Source organism: Pantoea sp. ACRSC (assembly GCF_022346785.1).
Lineage (GTDB): Bacteria > Pseudomonadota > Gammaproteobacteria > Enterobacterales > Enterobacteriaceae > Pantoea > Pantoea alvi.
On record NZ_JAKRNN010000001.1, the window covers coordinates 377242 to 393971 of the forward strand.

A 16730-nucleotide genomic window follows, 5' to 3' on the forward strand; every position below is an offset into this window, starting at 1 on the left:
TGAATATGGTCGAGCATACGGCAATCGCACAGCTGGCAGCCGCGATGAGCGATGAGCCAGCCCCAATCTACCAGCGCGTCAAGCAGGCGATCGTCAGCCAGATCCGCGCGGGCAGCTGGAAGGCGAACCAGCGCGTGCCGTCCGAAAGCGAGCTGGTCAACGAACTGGGCGTCAGCCGCATGACCATTAACCGTGCGCTGCGCGAACTGACCAGCGAGGGTTTTCTGGTGCGGATGCAGGGCGTCGGCACCTTCGTCGCCGAGATGAAAGGCTACACCGCGATGCTTGAGGTGCATAACATCGCGGATGAGATCGCCCAGCGCGGCCATCAGCACCGCTGTCAGATTCTGGCGATCGGCCAGAATAAAGCCGATCCCGAGCAGGCGGCGGTGCTCGGCTTAAGCACCGGCCAGACCATTTTCCATTCGCTGATCGTGCACTACGAGGACGATCTGCCGGTGCAGCTGGAGGATCGCCTGGTCAACCCGCTGGTGGCTCCAGACTATCTGAGCCAGGATTACCATCGGCTTACCCCCTATACCTATCTGATGCAGGTGGCGCCGCTGACCGCGGGCGAGCATATCGTCGAGGCGGTGCTGCCGGATGCGCGCCAGCGTAAATACCTTTCGCTGGATGAGCATGAGCCCTGCCTGCTGATTCGACGCCAGACCTGGAGCGACACCAAAATCGTCACCTACGCGCGCCTGCTCTATCCGGGATCGCGCTATAAGCTGCTCGGCCGCTTTAAGGGACACGGCTAAGACGCGTCAGCAGCAGCTGCGCGTCCGGCGTAACCGGCGTCAGCTGCGTCTCCTCATCCAGCCACCAGACCCCTTGCGCGGCGCTTAACTGTTCGCCGCTCGCCAGCCGCCACTCGCCAGCGATAACCCAGGCGACGCCGTGCAGGCTGGCCTCCGCCTGCGCGGTTACGGCCACCTGCGCCGTCCAGCTGTCGCGCCGCGTCATGATATTAAAATCTTCGCTTTCACCCTGCAGCGCGGCATGAATCGCCCATTCACCGGGGAAGCGCCACGGCTGAAGCGGCTGCAGCCGGTGGGAAGCGTCGGGCGCGCTGAGCCACACCTCGCCGCCGCGCAGCAGCGTAATCACCCGATCGATGCCGGGAAAGCGCGAAAAGTCGCCGTCACCGGCGAGGGTAGCGATGCTGGCGCGCCAGGCAAAATCCGCGTCGCCCGGCGGATAGCTGACAATTTCGCGCGTCTCGCCGCCGCCGTTGCGCCAGCGGCTGACCGGAAGATCGGCGTAACAGAAGCGCGTTCTCATCGCAGCGCCGCCATCGCCTGGCGAAACGCCGCCGCGCAGCTTTCTTCTGCGGCGTGGCGTCCCGCCTCGATTACTATACGGCCCGCGACCCACACCTCGCGGATCTGTTCGCGGCGTCCGGCAAACAGCCAGCGGTTGAGCAGCGCCTGGTCGTCCACGCTGTCGAGCCATTCATCCTCCGCCAGCACCAGCCAGTCGGCGCGTTTGCCCGGCGAGAGTTCGCCGAGCGCGACACCGCACGCCTGCGCGCCGCCGCGCGCCGCGCCGTGCCACAGCAGATCGCCCACTGAAGGCTGCTCCGCCGTGGTGATGCGGTTGCGGCGGCGATCGCGCAGCCGCTGGCCATATTCGAGCCAGCGCAGCTCTTCCAGCGCGCTAAGGGAGACGTGGCTGTCGGAGCCGATGCCCCAGCGCCCGCGCTGGGCGATAAACTCCGCCGCCGGGAAGATCCCGTCGCCAAGATTGGCCTCGGTGGTGGGGCAGAGGCCGGCCACCGCGCGGCTGGCGGCGAGCTGCGTGATTTCGCGCTTGTCGAGATGCGTGGCGTGGATCAGGCACCAGCGCGCATCAACCTCAAAGCGGTTAAGCAGCCACTCTACCGGGCGCTCGCCGCTCCAGGCGAGGCAGTCGTTGACCTCTTTCTCCTGTTCGGCGATATGAATATGCACCGGCAGCCTGCTGTCGCTGGCTGCCAGCGCCTCGCGCATCTGCGCTTCGCTCACCGCGCGCAGCGAGTGAAAGCAGAGGCCGCGATTGAGCAGCGGCTTATCGCGCACGCTCGCCGCCAGCCGCTCCTGCTGCCGCAGCCAGGCGTCGGTCTGCTGAATAAAGCGTCTCTGGCCTGGCAGCGGCGGCTGCGCGCCGAAGCCGCTGTGGCTGTAGAGCACCGGCAGCAGCGTCTGGCCGATGCCGGCGGTTTCGGCGGCCAGCATCAGCTGCTGCAGCATCGCGTCCTGCGCATAGGGGGCACCGCTGGGGTCGTGATGGAGATAGTGAAACTCCGCTACCTGGGTATAGCCGCCTTTCAGCATGTCGATATAGAGGTATGCGGCGATAGCGCCAACCTGCTCCGGCGTCAGGCGCTGCACCATGCGATACATCAGGTCGCGCCAGGTCCAGAAGCTGTCCTGGGGATCGCCCGCGACCTCCGCCAGCCCGGCCATGGCGCGTTGAAAGGCGTGCGAGTGCAGGTTGGCGACAGAGGGAAGGGTCGCGCCGGGCAGGCGGATAGCGTCCTGCGCGTTACTGTCGGGCGTCACGCGCTCAATCACCCCGGCATCGTTAACGGTAATGCGCACCTGATGTCGCCAGCCGTCGGCCAGCAGCGCGCGTGGAGCAAAAAAGGTTGCCATAGTTGATCCTCACCGGCTGTAGTTGTATATACATATACATACTTTAAAAGGCGGAGTAAATCGTCCGCAACGGGAGAAAGCGCAATGGCGGAAAGCAAAGCGATCGACAGCCTGTGGCTGGGGGCCGATCTGGTCACCATGCGCGAAGGCAAATACCACATCATCGAAGATGGTGCGCTGGCGGTAGCAGGCGACAGGCTGGTGTGGGTAGGGCCGCGCGCAGAGATGCCCGATTTTACGCCGCGTCAGCAGCACCGCTTCGACGGCGGCATTCTGACGCCGGGGCTGATCGACTGCCATACCCATCTGGTGTTTGGCGGCGACCGCAGCGCGGAGTTTGAGCAGCGCCTTAACGGCGCCAGCTATGCCGAAATCGCCGCGCAGGGCGGCGGCATTCTTTCGACGGTGCGTGCCACGCGCGAAGCCAGCGAGGCGTCGCTGGTGGCATCGGCGCGCTGGCGGCTCGACCGGCTGCTGGCGGAAGGCGTCACCACGGTAGAGATTAAATCGGGCTACGGGCTGGATGAGGCGAGCGAGCTGCGCATGCTGAGCGCCATTCGCCAGCTGGGCGAAAGCGCGCCCGTTGACGTGCTGGCGACCTGCCTGGCGGCGCACGCCTTTCCGCCGGAGTTTAAACAGGATCCCGACGGCTGGGTCGATCTGATCTGCCAGCGCATCCTGCCGCAGGTAAAAGCCAACGGGCTGGCGGATGCGGTCGACGCCTTCTGCGAGCATCTCGCCTTTTCCCCGGCGCAGGTGGCGCGCGTGTTCGATAAGGCCGTCGAGCTTGGCCTGCCGGTGAAGCTGCACGCCGAGCAGCTCTCTTCGCTGGGCGGCGCGCGACTGGCGGCGGGCTACGGCGCGCTCTCCGCCGACCATCTGGAATATGCTACCGAAGAGGACGCCCGGGCGATGGGCGAGCGAGGAACGGTGGCGGTGCTGCTGCCCGGCGCCTTCTATCTGCTGCGCGAAACCCAGCGTCCGCCGGTGGCGCTGTTCCGCCAGCACGGCGTGCCCATGGCGCTGGCCAGCGACGCCAATCCCGGCACCTCGCCCGCGCTCTCGCTGCGTCTGATGCTCAATATGGGCTGTACGCTGTTCGGCATGACGCCGGAAGAGGCGCTGGCGGGGGTGACGCTCTGGGGCGCGAAGGCGCTGGGGCTGCAGCAGACGCACGGTTCGCTGGAGGCGGGCAAAGTGGCGAACTTCGTCCACTGGCCGCTGGCGCGTCCGGCGGAGCTGGTTTACTGGCTGGGCGGCGAGCTGCCCTGTACCGTTATCTATCGCGGAGAAGCGCAATGACACCTTTTGACTTTACGCCGGGCAGCCTGCCGCTGCTGGTCAGCATTCCTCACGCCGGCACGCTGCTCACGCCGGAGGTGGAAGCGGGACTGAGCGAGGCGGCGCGCGGCCTGCCCGACACCGACTGGCATATTCCGCTGCTGTTCGATTTTGTGCGCGATCTGGGGGCCAGCGTGCTTATCGGCCGCTATTCACGCTTTGTCATCGACCTGAATCGCCCGCCGGATAACCAGCCGCTTTACGCCACGGCCACCACCGGTCTCTTTCCGGAAACCCTGTTTGACGGCTCGCCGACCTTTGCGCCGGGCCAGACCCCCTCTGCGGCGCAGCGTGAAGGCTATCTCCGCGATATCTGGCAGCCCTATCACCAGCAGATCCAGCAGGAGCTGGCGCGTCTGAAGGCGGAGCACGGCTACGCGCTGCTGTTTGACGCCCACTCAATCGCCAGCGTCATTCCGCGCCTGTTTGAGGGGCGTCTGCCGGATCTCAATATCGGCACCAACGACGGCAAAAGCTGCCGGCCTGCGATTGCGCAGGGTCTGGAAGCGGTCTGCGCGGCGCAGAGCGACTACAGCTGGGTGGTCAACGGACGCTTTAAGGGCGGCTATATTACGCGCGCCTATGGTCAGCCGGAAGAGCAGGTAGAGGCGGTGCAGTTGGAGCTGGCACAGCGCAACTATATGGATGAGACGCCGCCGTTCGCCTGGCGGCAGGAGCGGGCTTCAGCACTGCAAAAGGTGCTGAAGCCGCTGATGCAGCGCTTTATCGTGCGCGGCAACGTTCTGTAGCAGAGGCCGCGCCGCGCTTAGCTGCGGCGCGCGTCCGGACGCGTCAGGTCGAAGCGTTCGTTTTCGCTGATGCCGTAATAGGCGCTCGGCCCGCCGGCGCGCAGAATAGGCTGCGCGCGCGCCGTCTGGTAAATCCCCTCATCCAGCAGCGACTCGTCGATATGAATGGCGATCGCCTCGCCCAGCACCAGCCAGCTGTCGAGCGGGTTGCCCTGCGCATCCTGCAGCTGGATCAGCTGCGTCAGGCGGCATTCGAAGTTCACCGGGCTTTCCGCCACCAGGCTCGCCTTCACCTGCGAGGCGGCCAGCGGCGTGACGCCCGCCAGCGCGAACTCATCCTGCTCCGGCGGCACCGACGCCGAGCTCTCGTTCATCGCTTCCGCCAGCGAGCGCGTCGCCAGGTTCCAGACGAACTCTTTGCTTTCGCTGATATTGCGCACGCTGTCTTTCCAGCCGCTGCTGGCGAAGCCGATAATGGGCGGATGGTAGTTGAAGCAGTTAAAGAAGCTGTAGGGCGCCAGGTTGCGCTGGCCCGCCGCGGAAATTGAGCTGATCCAGCCAATCGGGCGCGGCCCGATAATAGCGTTCAGCGGGTCGTGCGGCAGGCCGTGGCCAGCGCGCGGCTGGTAGGAGTAGCGTTTATGCGTCATCTTTTATCCCGTAGCGAAGTGTTAACAATATCTTAGCGCTACAGCATCGGCTGCATCGGGAAGAAATGTGTAAGCGGATTGTGCGGCTTTATTTTCCCGGCGCTGCGGCGTATTGTACGCGCCTGCAAAACGGGAGACGCCATGAACAAGCCAGCCACTCATTTATTCCACGCTCGCAACCGCCATCAGGGCGAATATGACTTTGCCGCCTTGACCGCTGCGCATCCGCCGCTGGCGGCTAAAGTGCGGCCCAACGGCTACGGCGCGCAGTCGATCGATTTTGCCGACGCGGAGGCGGTTATGCTGCTCAACCAGGCGCTGCTGAAGCTGTTTTACGGCATCGAGTGGCAGCTGGCGCCCGGCGCGCTCTGTCCGCCGGTGCCGGGCCGCGCCGATTATCTGCACTATCTGGCCGATCTGCTGGCGCTGGACAATCGCGGCGTGATCCCGCAGGCGGATATTCTCGATATCGGCTGCGGCGCGAACTGCATCTACCCGCTGATCGGCCAGGCGGAGTATGGCTGGCGCTTTACCGGCACGGATATCGACGAGGGGACGCTCAAGGCGGCTAATGGTATCGTGGCGGCCAATCCCGGCTTACAGCGGGCGATTCGCCTGCGTCGGCAGAAAAATCCGCAGGCGGTACTGGCGGGGGTGGTGAATAAAAATGAATTTTTCCACGCCGTAATCTGCAATCCGCCGTTCCACGCCTCGGCGGCGGAAGCGGCGGCCATCTCGCAGCGTAAAGCGCGCAATCTCAGGCTGGAGAGCGCGACGCCGCTCAACTTCGGCGGGCAGCATAACGAGCTGTGGTGCGAAGGGGGCGAAAAAGCCTTTGTCGGCAAGATGATCGCCGAGAGCGTGGCTCTGGCGCGCCAGTGCATCTGGTTCACCTCGCTGGTGTCGCGCCGTGAGAACCTGCCGGCGCTGGAAAAACAGCTGCAGGCGCTCGATGCGGCGGAGGTGCGCGTGGTGAATATGGCGCAGGGTCAGAAGCAGAGCCGTTTCCTCGCCTGGAGCTTTATGCCAGCCGCGACGCGGGCGCAGCGGCTGGCAAAATAGCCTTACTCGGGGGAAAAGGCGACGGGCCGACGCATGTCGGCCCGGAAAATCAGGAAACGTGCTGCAGGAACTCGCGCAGGCGATCGCTCGGCGGCTGGGTGATCAGCGCATCGGGATCGCCATCTTCTGCGATGGTGCCTTTATCAATAAAGATCAGGCGCGACGCAACTTTCTGTGCGAAGCCCACCTCATGGGTGACGATCACCATCGTCATACCTTCCTCCGCCAGATCCTGCATCACCTTCAGCACCTCGTGGCGCAGTTCGGGATCCAGCGCAGAGGTCGGCTCGTCGAACAGCATCAGCTTCGGCTTCACCGCCAGCGCACGGGCGATAGCGACGCGCTGCTGCTGGCCGCCAGAGAGTTCAGAAGGGAAGTGGTGCGCGCGCTCGGCCAGACCGACCTTCGCCAGCAGCTCGCGCGCCAGCTTATGCGCATCCTGCTTATTCGCGCCGCGCACGCGGATGGGGCCGAACGCCACGTTATCCAGCGCGCTCATCTGCGGGAACAGGTGAAACTGCTGGAACACCATGCCCGCTTCCTGACGGATCAGGCGCTCGTCAACGTTGGGATCGTTGACTTTCAGGCCGTCGACGACCAGCTCCCCGCTGGAGATCTCTTCCAGCTTGTTGATGCAGCGCAGCAGCGTCGATTTGCCCGAGCCGGACGGCCCGATAATCACTACCACTTCACCCTGGTTAATCTTCAGGTTGATATCGTGCAGCACCTGAGTTGTGCCAAAGCTCTTTGAAACGTTTTTAAATTCAATCACAGGATTTTCATCCTTTTCTCGATGCGGCGCAGCACAAAGCTCAACACCAGCGTAATCACAAGGTAGATAATCGCCACGGCGCTCCAGATCTCCAGCGCGCGGAAGTTACCGGCGATGATTTCCTGGCCCTGACGCGTCAGTTCCGCCACGCCGATAACGATAAACAGCGAGGTGTCTTTAATACTGACGATCCACTGGTTGCCAAGCGGCGGCAGCATACGGCGCAGCGCCAGCGGCATAATAACGTAGCGCAGGGTTTCGCGACGCGACAGACCCAGCGCCAGGCCCGCTTCGCGAAAGCCTTTGTTTATCGACAGCACCGCGCCGCGCGTGATTTCGGCGATATAGGCGCCTGAGTTGATCATAATGGTCACCACCGCGGCGGTGAACGGATCGATGCGCAGATCGGGGAAAGCCATCGGCAGCGCAAAGTAGATAAACATCACCTGCACGACGATAGGGGTACCGCGAATGATCTCAATAAAGACCAGCGCGAGGTTGTTAGCGATCCAGCCGCCGTAGGCGCGGGCGAAGCCGGCGACCAGGCCGATAATCAGCCCGCCGACCAGGCCGAGCACCGAGATCAGCAGGGTCATTTTCGCGCCTTCAATCAGCGCCGGCATGGCGGGCCAGATGACGCTCCAGTCAAACTCCATGGTGTGACTCCAGTTGTGTTGCGGTGGAAAAAAGCAGGGCGCGCGGCCCTGCCTAAAATAAAAGCAAAAATTTATTATTTAGGTTCGCTGCCGAACCATTTTTTGTAGATCTGGTTATAGGTGCCGTTCTCTTTCAGGGTCTTCAGCGCGCCGTTTACTTTTTCACGCAGCTCGTCGCTGCCTTTCGGGAACGCGACGCCATACTGCTGCGCTTCGATAGAGTCGCCTACTGCTTTAAAGCGGCCCTTGCCTGCGGTGTTGATAAAGTAAAGGATGTTTGGCGTGTCGTGCAGCACCGCGTCGGCGCGGTTAGTGCCCAGCTCCATATAGGCGTTGTCGATATTCGGGAACTGACGCAGATCTTTGGTTTTAATATGCGCTTTCGCGTAATCCACGGAGCCGGTGCCGCTCTTCACCGCGACCACTTTGCCGTTCAGGTCGTCGATGCCTTTGATGTTGTTCTCGTTTTTGCGAACCATCACCAGCAGACCGCTTTTGTAGTAGCCGTCAGAGAATTCGATCGCTTTTTTACGCTCGTCAGTAATGGTGATGCCCGCCAGCGCCAGGTCGATATTGCGCGTTTGCAGGGCAGGGATAATGCCGCTGAAGTCCATTGGCTTCAGGGTATAGTCCAGCTTCAGCTCTTTGGCGATGGCGGCCCACAGATCGACGTCAAAGCCAACATACTTGTCGCCCTGCTTGAACTCAAAAGGAACGAAAGCGGTGTCAGTGGCGACGATCAGTTTTTTTTCTGCTGCGGTGGAGGAGAGAGAGAAGGCCAGCGCCAGCGCGGCCACAGAGACTTTAAACAGTGACTTCATCATTTTTCCTTATTACTTCCCGACCCGAGAGCGGTGTTTACGGCTTACCATATGAAAAAATTATGCCAACTTTTCATTTTAATCACAATCAATGGCTTAAACCTGAAAGCTGACACGATTTTGCAAGGGCAAAAACTTTTGCACCAAAACTGAGCACCATAATGGTGCATAGGATTATTCTGGTGCAATGCACCTTTGCATGCGCCGTCAGGCGTGGGAAGGAGAGGCGTTCAGAAATGTAATGAAGGTCAAAAAATAGTGATCATGAGGTTAAGCAGGCATAAAAAAGGCGGGTTTCCCCGCCTGATAACTGCATTCACTTTTATTCGATGTTCGACTCGATAAACCACAGGAATTTATCAAGGTCGCGCGATGCCGCGGTAAAGATATCTGCGGTGTCTTCATCTTTCACTTCAGAAATCGCTTTACGGGTATCGTTGGCCACGATGGCGTAGCGGTCAGCCAGCGCTTTCAGGTGGTCCTGCACGCTGTGAATGTTCAGCGGATAGCTCTGCAGCGGGGTTCTGTCGTTTACGACCTGGGTAGTGCCCAGCGCCACGCCGCCTAACTGCACCACGCGTTCAGCAATGGTATCCTGGTGATCGGTAATAGTGGTGCGGAAACCGTCCAGCATTTCATGTACGCCGATAAAGTTAGCGCCGCGCATGTTCCAGTGCGCCTGCTTGGTGATCAGCGACAGATCGATAAATTCCACTACCAGACGATTGAGCACTTCAATGGTGGCTTTTTTCTCGTCGTCAGCCACATCGTTACGGGTGTAAAGCAGATCGGAAGCCTTCGTTTTAACCAGTTTTGCGGTACTCATCGTATGAATCCTCTCTTTGATGGGTTGTCCTAATCAAGCACGGGAATAAGTATAGCAGCGCTTTGCGTCTTTGCAGGATTGAGCTTATCGATGGCTGAAATAGCTGGCATTTACATATAAAGAGCAAGCGGCAATAACCGCGCGTCTGTCTGCCAAAGATGACTCGCTCACAGCAAAACCATTAATTATCAAAAATTTAATTTTTTATTTCCGCCGAGATTATACAGTATGTTTCAGAATGATAATAATAATGTTTATCATTGGTTAAAATAAAGCCGCCTGAAGCGGCTGAATATTATTTAGCCCGCGTTATACGCAGGCGGAATAACTTATTGCGTCGGCGGTGGGGTTATTTCAACTTCTTTTAGCTGGTTATTTCGGGGCTTAAGGGTCAGCGTTGCGCCGGCTGACGCCAGAATAATCGCCAGCAGGCCGAGGCTCTGCTTCAGCGACAGCGTTTCGCCCAGAAACAAAATGCCCGACAGCGCCGCTACCGCAGGCTCCAGGCTCATCAGCGTGCCGAAAATGCGTGCCGGCAGGCGCGTCAGCGCCACCATTTCCAGCGAGTAGGGGATAGCGCTTGAGAGCAGGGCGACCAGTAGCGCGACAGGGATCACGCTCCAGTGCCAGATGCCCGGCTCGGCGAACGTCAGCCCGAGCGGCACGAAGATAACGGAGGCGATCAGCGAGCCCATCGCCACGGTCGCCGGGCCGTGCTCCGCCCCAGCGCGCGGTCCCGCCAGAATATAGAGCGCCCAGCAGGCGCCCGCGCCCACCGCCAGCGCCGCGCCCAGCGGATCGATAGTTTTCATGCTGTCGCCGAACGGCAGCAGAAACCAGAGTCCGGCAACCGCCAGCACCACCCAGATAAAATCGAGCAGGCGGCGCGTGCCCAGCAGCGCCAGCGTCAGCGGGCCGGTAAACTCCAGCGCCACCGCGACGCCGAGCGGCACGGTGCGTAGCGACAGGTAAAAGAGAAAGTTCATGCAGCCCAGCGCCAGCCCGTACATCAGCAGCGGCAGGCGCTGCTCGCGCGTAAAGCGCAGCCGCCAGGGTTTGAAGATAACGCACAGCATCAGGGTGCCAAGCCCGAGACGCAGCGCGGTGATACCGGTAGCACCTACCGCAGGAAAGAGTGATTTAGCCAGAGACGCGCCGCCCTGTAGCGACAGCATCGCGATCAGTAGTACGGCGACCGACAAAGCCGGAGCAGAGGTTTTACCCGAAAGAGAAAGTGACATCCTGTGAACGCATCCTGATGGTCAGCAGAGAGGCAATAAGAGGCTCAGTTTAATCGAATGGCGGGTAAAAGCAGAGGGAACTATCAGGTAAATTCCTGGACGATCGCGCGAATTTTAACCGCTTTCAGGGCCAGTAGCGTAAAGAAATGTCAGGTTTTTTTAGGATTTAACTTAAACGACAATTTTTCTTGCGAGAAATTCATTGCAGTTTAATGACGGAAAATATAAGGAAAATGAATAGCATAGGAAGCTTCATTAACTTTCTGTTACACCAAACATTCTGTTAGACAATAATTTGCGGGCAGAGTTTCTGGCTGAGTTTTGTTATATTTTTAGCGTTGTCAGGAGAGAAGTATTATCACATTTGAGGTGGTTATGAAAAAAATTGCATGTCTTTCAGCACTGGCTTGTGTTCTGGCAGTTTCTGCGGGTTCCGCAATGGCGCAGAGCACAGTCACCGGCGGTTACGCTCAGTCCGACTATCAGGGCGTGGCTAACAAAGCGAACGGTTTCAACCTGAAATACCGTTATGAAGACGGCTCTAACCCGCTGGGTTGGATCGGTTCTTTCACCTACACCGAAAAAGATCGCACTGAATCTGGCGTGTACAACAAAGGCCAGTACTACGGCTTCACCGCAGGTCCTGCTTACCGTCTGAACGACTGGGCGAGCATCTACGGCGTGGTTGGTATCGGCTACGGTAAATTCCAGCAGAACGACACCGTCGTTCGCGACAAAGGCGACTCCAGCGACGTAGGCTTCTCCTACGGTGCCGGTCTGCAGTTCAACCCGTACCAGCAGTTCGCTATCGACGTTGGTTACGAGCAGAGCCGCATCCGTAACGTCGACGTTGGCACCTGGATTGCTGGCGTAGGTTACAGCTTCTAAGTTTTGCTTAGACCAGTTGCAGAAAAAACGGCCCTTTGCGGCCGTTTTTTTTATCTCTTTTTTAAGCGCGTCCGCTGGAGTGAGCAAGGTTGCAGCGCAGCAGCGCGACGAGGTTAAGAAAGAGGGGAAAGGCGAATAGCGGAGCAGCTCAGGCAAAACGCTGAGGCTGCCTGTAAGCGGGTGCGCGTCAGCCGCGCCAGATAAGATTCGGGCAGTGGCGAGCGTTCTGTTTTGTGCCCAGCAGTTTTTCAACCAGCATCAGGCGGAGCGAAAACGGGGAGCGGCTCAGCAGGCAAAGCCAGGATTTCAGCGCTGCGGATGAAGCCGGTTTCTCAGTCTGGAAGCATTTGCCGCAGTCAAGGCAGCATTTCAGGGTGCTCATATCGACCTCCCAATCAGTAACGTCGTAATAGCAGGCAAAGCCCGGCGATAAACAGGAGAAACAGCAGTAGTAACAGATAAGGATCCTGCACGATCGTCTCTCCATTGCCTGCGCGTTTGCCTACAATATCGACAAATATAGCACTGGCTATACCCTGTAGCCAATGCTATTTACGAAAAATTTGAGCTTCTTTGTGCCTGGTTTACAATGAGCGCAGCAAACCCGTCTCGCTGCGCGGGCGCGGAGAATAATAAAGAGGAAGCTGAATGAGTCGTCGTGCCAAAACTGGGGTCTCTGTCCCGCCTGGACCCCTGAAAGATATCGAAGAGCATGTCGAAGGATTTCGACAGGTTCGCGAAGCGCATCGTCGCGAACTGATCGATGACTACGTTGAGTTGATCTCAGATTTAATCGGTGAATTCGGCGAAGCGCGTCAGGTTGATATGGCGGCCCGTCTGGGCGTCTCCCAGCCCACCGTCGCCAAAATGTTGAAACGTCTCAGCAGCGCTGGCCTGGTGGAACAGGTTCCCTATCGCGGCGTCTTTCTCACCGGCGAGGGCGAGAAGCTGGCGGCGGAAAGCCGCGCCCGCCATCATATCGTGGAAACCTTCCTGCTCGCGCTGGGCATCAGCCCGGAAACCGCGCGTCGCGATTCCGAAGGCATCGAGCATCACGTCAGCGATGAAACCCTCGCTGTCTTCCAGAAGTTTTACGAAAGCCGTCACTAATCACCGGACTCGCTACCATGCTCACCGTGCTACGCCCTTTTTTGCATGATCGTATTCTGCATTTACTGTTAGCGCTCGGCGCGGTGTTGTTGCTGCTGGCGAATTTTCACTGGAGTGATCTGCCTGGCGCAGTCGACTGGCACACTATCGTCACGCTGACGGGGTTGCTGCTGCTAACCAAAGGGCTGGAAACCAGCGGCTATTTCGACGTGCTGGGGGCGCGGCTGATTGGCCGTTTTCGCCATGAACGCGCGCTGGCGCTGTTTATGGTGCTGGCCGCCGCGCTGCTCTCTACCTTTCTTACCAACGACGTGGCGCTGTTTATTCTGGTGCCGCTGACCCTGACGCTGCGCAAATATTCGCGCCTGCCTCTCTCCCGGCTGATTATCTTTGAAGCGCTGGCGGTCAATGCCGGATCGCTGCTGACGCCGGTAGGCAACCCGCAAAATATCCTGTTATGGAGCCACGGCAAACTCAGCGTGGCGGGATTTATCTTACAAATGACGCCGCTGGCGGTCTTGCTGCTGGTGACGCTGCTGGCGCTGACGTGGTTCAGCTTTAAGCCGCGCGATATTCAAAAACAGGACAACGACGAGTCGCGCGCGTGGCAGAAGCCGCTGTTTGCCGTCAGCGTGCTGCTCTATCTGGTGTTCGTCGCCGCGCTCGAGTGGCAGATGACCGGCTGGGCGCTGCTGCTGATTATGGGCTGCTATCTGTTAATGGCGCGCAGGGTATTGCTCGCTATCGACTGGAGCCTGCTGGTGGTGTTTATCGCCATGTTTATCGACGTCTACCTGCTTACCCATCTGCCGGTGGTGCAGCGCCACTTCGACGCGGTGTCCCACTTCGGCGACGGCGCAATCTATCTGCTGGCCATCGGCCTGTCGCAGGTTATCAGCAACGTGCCCGCCACGATTCTGCTGCTGCAGAAGATCCCGCCTTCCGAGGTGCTCGCCTGGGCGGTAAATATCGGCGGCTTTGGCCTGCTGCCTGGCTCCCTTGCCAACCTGATCGCGCTGCGCATGGCGAAAGACCGCGCGGTCTGGTGGCAGTTTCATCTTTTTTCCATTCCGATGCTCGCCTGGTCGATGCTGAGCGGCTGGCTGCTGCTGCGCTTACTGCACTAACGTCCGCTGCGCTTACTAAAATGTTGCAGGTTGTGCCTCTTTTGTCTGGAAAGGTCAAGAAACGCTGGAAAATGTCAGTTTACCATCTACTGTTTATCTGACCTTTTATGCCCTGGAATTAGGGCGTTAGCTATGCGGAACTGACTATGAGCGAGAATGAAAAAGGCGAATCTCATCAGGATGATGTGAAGAAAAAGCAGGATCCATCCAGTGAGCAGTCTGACCAGAATAACGATGAGCCCGAACGCAAAAGACCCGGCAAAAAACCACTGATCATTCTAGGCATTGTGGTGGTGATCATGGTCATTGTCGGCTTTTGGTTCTGGTTTAGCACGCGCAACGAAGAGACCACCGACGACGCCTTTACCGAAGGCGATGCGGTTACCATCGCGCCTAAAGCGTCCGGCTACGTGGTAAAGCTGCTGGTAAAAGATAACCAGCGGGTGAAAAAAGGCGATTTGCTGGTAGAGATCGATCCGCGCGACACCCTGGCTCAGCGTGACCAGGCCAAAGCGCAGCTCGGTCTGGCGCAGGCACAGCTGCATCAGGCGCAGGCGCAGCTGGCGCTTTCGAAGGTGCAGTATCCGGCGCAGCGCGACCAGGCGCTGGCCGATCAGGCAAAAGCGCAGGCTAACCTGCTGAACGCCGAGGCGGACTATCGCCGTCAGCGCGGCGTCGACCCGCGCGCCACCAGCCAGCGAAATATCGATACCGCCGCCGCACAGCTGCGTTCGGCCCAGGCGCAGCTGCAGAGCGCCAAAGCGCAGGTGGAAGTCGCCTCGCAGGTCGCGCTGCAGATCCGCCAGCAGGAAACCAACGTAGAGGCGCGACAGCAGCAGGTCGCGCAGGCGCAGGCGCAGTTGAATACCGCCGAGCTGAATCTCTCCTATACCCAGGTGCGCGCGCCCTATGACGGCTTCGTCACTAAGCGCAACGTGCAGCTCGGCACGCTGGTACAGGCGGGCAGCTCGCTGTTTTCGCTGGTTTCGCCCGATATCTGGATTACCGCCAACTTTAAAGAGTCGCAGCTGGCGCGCATGAATCCCGGCGATAAAGTGGCGATTAGCGTCGACGCCTGGCCCGATATGGAGCTGGAAGGGCACGTTGACAGCATTCAGATGGGTTCTGGTTCGCGCTTCTCAACCTTCCCGGCAGAGAACGCCACCGGCAACTATGTGAAGATCGTCCAGCGCGTACCGGTGAAAATCGTTATCGACAAAGGGCTGGATCCAAACCATCCGCTGCCGCTCGGTCTGTCGGTAGAGCCTAAGGTTACCGTGGAATGAGCCAGGCGCAGAGCTGGCAACCCTCCAGCAACCCCTGGCTGGTGGCGGTGACCGTCACGCTGGCGGTGTTTATGGAGATCCTGGACACCACCATCGTTAACGTGGCGCTGCCCCATATTGCCGGTTCGCTCTCCTCCAGCTATGACGAATCCACATGGGTGCTGACCTCTTATCTGGTGGCGAACGGTATCGTCCTGCCCATCTCCGCCTTTTTCAGCCGACTCTTCGGCCGTAAGCAGTTCTTCCTGATCTGCATCGTGATGTTCACCATCTGCTCGTTTCTGTGCGGCATCGCCACCGAGCTGTGGCAGATCATCCTGTTCCGCGTGCTGCAGGGATTTTTCGGCGGGGGCCTGCAGCCGGTGCAGCAGTCGGTGCTGCTCGACTACTTTAAGCCGGAAGATCGCGGCAAGGCGTTCGGCCTCTCTTCTATCGCCATTATCGTGGCGCCCGTTATCGGGCCGACGCTCGGCGGCTGGATCACCGATAACTACAGCTGGCGCTGGGTCTTCTTTATTAACATCCCGGTTGGCATCCTGACGGTGCTGGCGATCTATCAGCTGCTGGAAGATCCGCCCTGGGAGCGCAAATGGGCGAAAGGGCGGCTGAAAATTGACTATATCGGCATCGGGCTGATCACCCTTGGGCTGGGCTGCCTGCAGGTGTTTCTCGACCGCGGCGAAGATGAAGACTGGTTCGCCTCGCACTTTATCGTGCTGTTCGCTACGCTGGCGCTGGTCGGCATCGTCGGCGCGGTTTACTGGCTGATGTATGCCCGCAAGCCAGTGGTAGATATTCTGGTGATGAAGGATCGCAACTTCTGGGTGTCGGGGCTGCTGATGGCGGGCATGGCGATGATCCTTTACGGCAGCTCCGTGGTGCTGCCGCAGCTGGCGCAGCAGGATCTCGGCTATACCGCGACCTGGTCGGGACTGGTGCTGTCGCCGGGCGCGATCCTGATCGTGCTCACCATTCCGCTGGTTATCGCTCTGATGCCGCGGGTGCAGACACGCTATATCATCGCCTTTGGCTTCACCTGCCTGGCGCTGGCGTTTATGTACTCCTCGACCCTGACGCCGGATGTCGATTTTAAAACCCTGGTGCTGATGCGCAGCGCGCAGTCGATTGGGTTAGGGTTCCTGTTTGTGCCGCTGACCACCATCGCCTTTATTACCATTCCGCAGCGCCTCAACGCCGACGCCTCAGCGCTCTTTACCATGTTCCGCAACGTCGCGGGCTCGATCGGTATTTCGCTCTCCACCGCGGCGATCACCGAGCGCGAGCAGGTGCGATCGGCGCATATGGTGCATAACATGACGCCGCTCAACGAGCCGTTCAATATCACCGTGCAGCACTGGGCGCAGGCGATCCGCGACTTTACCTCGGCGGTAGGCGATCCCGCCACGCTGGCGGCCGGTCAGCTCTATCAGGAGATGGTGGCGCAGTCGCGCATTCTGGCCTACATCGACGTCTTTACGGGCCTGAGCATCGTCGCCCTGATCTTGATTCCATTTTGTTGGCTGCTGTCGCCGATTAAGAGCGAAGGCAGTGCAGGAGCACACTGA

18 protein-coding genes are annotated in these 16730 nt (G+C 59.6%); 9 read left to right on the top strand and 9 right to left on the bottom strand.

The window, feature by feature from the left end; all coding sequences use genetic code 11:
- The first annotated feature begins 5 nt into the window (after window positions 1–5).
- Entirely contained in the window at window positions 6–761 is a 756-nt protein-coding gene (gene hutC / locus MHZ97_RS01860) for a histidine utilization repressor (protein ID WP_103795282.1), read from the top strand.
- On the opposite strand, the gene MHZ97_RS01865 is transcribed toward hutC, so the two are convergent.
- Complete coding sequence (locus MHZ97_RS01865; protein ID WP_239312559.1) at window positions 745–1284, bottom strand: HutD family protein; 540 nt, start codon at window positions 1282–1284, stop codon at window positions 745–747. The genes hutC and MHZ97_RS01865 overlap by 17 nt on opposite strands.
- Window positions 1281–2636, bottom strand: coding sequence for a formimidoylglutamate deiminase (locus MHZ97_RS01870; RefSeq protein WP_239312544.1), 1356 nt, complete (start codon window positions 2634–2636; stop codon window positions 1281–1283). Before MHZ97_RS01870 ends, MHZ97_RS01865 begins: the two co-directional genes overlap by 4 nt.
- 84 nt (window positions 2637–2720) lie before the next feature.
- Here MHZ97_RS01870 and hutI point away from each other — a divergent pair, with 84 nt between their 5' ends.
- A complete protein-coding gene (gene hutI, locus MHZ97_RS01875; protein ID WP_239312542.1) occupies window positions 2721–3938 on the top strand; it encodes an imidazolonepropionase in 1218 nt (405 codons plus the stop codon).
- Window positions 3935–4726: an N-formylglutamate deformylase gene (gene hutG / locus MHZ97_RS01880; RefSeq protein ID WP_239312540.1), complete on the top strand. Its 792-nt coding sequence runs from the start codon at window positions 3935–3937 to the stop codon at window positions 4724–4726. The genes hutI and hutG overlap by 4 nt, the downstream gene beginning before the upstream one ends.
- 17 nt (window positions 4727–4743) lie before the next feature.
- Here hutG and MHZ97_RS01885 read toward each other — a convergent pair whose 3' ends face one another.
- A complete protein-coding gene (locus MHZ97_RS01885; protein ID WP_103795287.1) occupies window positions 4744–5376 on the bottom strand; it encodes a flavin reductase family protein in 633 nt (210 codons plus the stop codon).
- A gap of 141 nt (window positions 5377–5517) precedes the next feature.
- Between MHZ97_RS01885 and rlmF the strand changes: the two genes are divergently transcribed.
- Window positions 5518–6438 (top strand): 23S rRNA (adenine(1618)-N(6))-methyltransferase RlmF, encoded by a 921-nt coding sequence (gene rlmF, locus MHZ97_RS01890; protein WP_239312525.1) that lies wholly within the window; start codon window positions 5518–5520, stop codon window positions 6436–6438.
- A gap of 49 nt (window positions 6439–6487) precedes the next feature.
- On the opposite strand, the gene glnQ is transcribed toward rlmF, so the two are convergent.
- The 5 genes from glnQ to rhtA form a co-directional block, all read right to left on the bottom strand.
- On the bottom strand, window positions 6488–7210 hold the full coding sequence (gene glnQ / locus MHZ97_RS01895; RefSeq protein WP_103795289.1) for a glutamine ABC transporter ATP-binding protein GlnQ: 723 nt from the start codon (window positions 7208–7210) through the stop codon (window positions 6488–6490).
- The gene (glnP, locus tag MHZ97_RS01900; RefSeq protein WP_033789185.1) at window positions 7207–7866 is read right to left on the bottom strand and encodes a glutamine ABC transporter permease GlnP; all 660 of its coding nucleotides are present in this window, start codon (window positions 7864–7866) and stop codon (window positions 7207–7209) included. The genes glnQ and glnP overlap by 4 nt, the downstream gene beginning before the upstream one ends.
- Window positions 7867–7940: 74 nt before the next feature.
- Window positions 7941–8687: a glutamine ABC transporter substrate-binding protein GlnH gene (gene glnH, locus MHZ97_RS01905; protein ID WP_239312523.1), complete on the bottom strand. Its 747-nt coding sequence runs from the start codon at window positions 8685–8687 to the stop codon at window positions 7941–7943.
- Window positions 8688–9009: 322 nt separating this feature from the next.
- The gene (dps, locus tag MHZ97_RS01910; RefSeq protein ID WP_103795291.1) at window positions 9010–9513 is read right to left on the bottom strand and encodes a DNA starvation/stationary phase protection protein Dps; all 504 of its coding nucleotides are present in this window, start codon (window positions 9511–9513) and stop codon (window positions 9010–9012) included.
- Window positions 9514–9842: 329 nt separating this feature from the next.
- Window positions 9843–10754 carry a threonine/homoserine exporter RhtA gene (gene rhtA, locus MHZ97_RS01915; protein WP_103795292.1) on the bottom strand — a complete coding sequence of 304 codons (912 nt, stop codon included), beginning with the start codon at window positions 10752–10754 and terminating at the stop codon, window positions 9843–9845.
- Window positions 10755–11129: 375 nt separating this feature from the next.
- Between rhtA and ompX the strand changes: the two genes are divergently transcribed.
- Entirely contained in the window at window positions 11130–11642 is a 513-nt protein-coding gene (gene ompX, locus MHZ97_RS01920) for an outer membrane protein OmpX (RefSeq protein ID WP_103795293.1), read from the top strand.
- Between the two features lie 187 nt (window positions 11643–11829).
- Here the strand turns inward: ompX and MHZ97_RS01925 are convergent, their stop codons facing one another.
- The gene (locus tag MHZ97_RS01925) at window positions 11830–12024 is read right to left on the bottom strand and encodes a hypothetical protein (RefSeq protein WP_103795294.1); all 195 of its coding nucleotides are present in this window, start codon (window positions 12022–12024) and stop codon (window positions 11830–11832) included.
- A gap of 266 nt (window positions 12025–12290) precedes the next feature.
- On the opposite strand from MHZ97_RS01925, the gene mntR reads away from it, so the two are divergent.
- The 4 genes from mntR to MHZ97_RS01945 all read left to right on the top strand — a co-directional run bounded on the left by mntR (window position 12291) and on the right by MHZ97_RS01945 (window position 16730).
- A complete protein-coding gene (mntR, locus tag MHZ97_RS01930) occupies window positions 12291–12752 on the top strand; it encodes a manganese-binding transcriptional regulator MntR (RefSeq protein WP_103795295.1) in 462 nt (153 codons plus the stop codon).
- A 17-nt stretch (window positions 12753–12769) separates the two neighbouring features.
- Window positions 12770–13879: an SLC13 family permease gene (locus MHZ97_RS01935; protein ID WP_239312510.1), complete on the top strand. Its 1110-nt coding sequence runs from the start codon at window positions 12770–12772 to the stop codon at window positions 13877–13879.
- A gap of 146 nt (window positions 13880–14025) precedes the next feature.
- A complete protein-coding gene (locus MHZ97_RS01940) occupies window positions 14026–15165 on the top strand; it encodes an HlyD family secretion protein (protein WP_239312507.1) in 1140 nt (379 codons plus the stop codon).
- A complete protein-coding gene (locus tag MHZ97_RS01945) occupies window positions 15162–16730 on the top strand; it encodes a DHA2 family efflux MFS transporter permease subunit (RefSeq protein WP_239312504.1) in 1569 nt (522 codons plus the stop codon). Before MHZ97_RS01940 ends, MHZ97_RS01945 begins: the two co-directional genes overlap by 4 nt.

Excerpts from the sequence above, each read along its gene's own strand:
- hutC (WP_103795282.1), top strand. The coding sequence starts at position 6 with ATGGTCGAGCATACGGCAATCGCACAGCTGGCAGCCGCGATGAGCGAT.
- MHZ97_RS01865 (WP_239312559.1), bottom strand. The coding sequence starts at position 1,284 with ATGAGAACGCGCTTCTGTTACGCCGATCTTCCGGTCAGCCGCTGGCGC.
- MHZ97_RS01870 (WP_239312544.1), bottom strand. The coding sequence starts at position 2,636 with ATGGCAACCTTTTTTGCTCCACGCGCGCTGCTGGCCGACGGCTGGCGA.
- hutI (WP_239312542.1), top strand. The coding sequence starts at position 2,721 with ATGGCGGAAAGCAAAGCGATCGACAGCCTGTGGCTGGGGGCCGATCTG.
- hutG (WP_239312540.1), top strand. The coding sequence starts at position 3,935 with ATGACACCTTTTGACTTTACGCCGGGCAGCCTGCCGCTGCTGGTCAGC.
- MHZ97_RS01885 (WP_103795287.1), bottom strand. The coding sequence starts at position 5,376 with ATGACGCATAAACGCTACTCCTACCAGCCGCGCGCTGGCCACGGCCTG.
- rlmF (WP_239312525.1), top strand. The coding sequence starts at position 5,518 with ATGAACAAGCCAGCCACTCATTTATTCCACGCTCGCAACCGCCATCAG.
- glnP (WP_033789185.1), bottom strand. The coding sequence starts at position 7,866 with ATGGAGTTTGACTGGAGCGTCATCTGGCCCGCCATGCCGGCGCTGATT.
- glnH (WP_239312523.1), bottom strand. The coding sequence starts at position 8,687 with ATGAAGTCACTGTTTAAAGTCTCTGTGGCCGCGCTGGCGCTGGCCTTC.
- dps (WP_103795291.1), bottom strand. The coding sequence starts at position 9,513 with ATGAGTACCGCAAAACTGGTTAAAACGAAGGCTTCCGATCTGCTTTAC.
- rhtA (WP_103795292.1), bottom strand. The coding sequence starts at position 10,754 with ATGTCACTTTCTCTTTCGGGTAAAACCTCTGCTCCGGCTTTGTCGGTC.
- ompX (WP_103795293.1), top strand. The coding sequence starts at position 11,130 with ATGAAAAAAATTGCATGTCTTTCAGCACTGGCTTGTGTTCTGGCAGTT.
- MHZ97_RS01925 (WP_103795294.1), bottom strand. The coding sequence starts at position 12,024 with ATGAGCACCCTGAAATGCTGCCTTGACTGCGGCAAATGCTTCCAGACT.
- mntR (WP_103795295.1), top strand. The coding sequence starts at position 12,291 with ATGAGTCGTCGTGCCAAAACTGGGGTCTCTGTCCCGCCTGGACCCCTG.
- MHZ97_RS01935 (WP_239312510.1), top strand. The coding sequence starts at position 12,770 with ATGCTCACCGTGCTACGCCCTTTTTTGCATGATCGTATTCTGCATTTA.
- MHZ97_RS01940 (WP_239312507.1), top strand. The coding sequence starts at position 14,026 with ATGAGCGAGAATGAAAAAGGCGAATCTCATCAGGATGATGTGAAGAAA.
- MHZ97_RS01945 (WP_239312504.1), top strand. The coding sequence starts at position 15,162 with ATGAGCCAGGCGCAGAGCTGGCAACCCTCCAGCAACCCCTGGCTGGTG.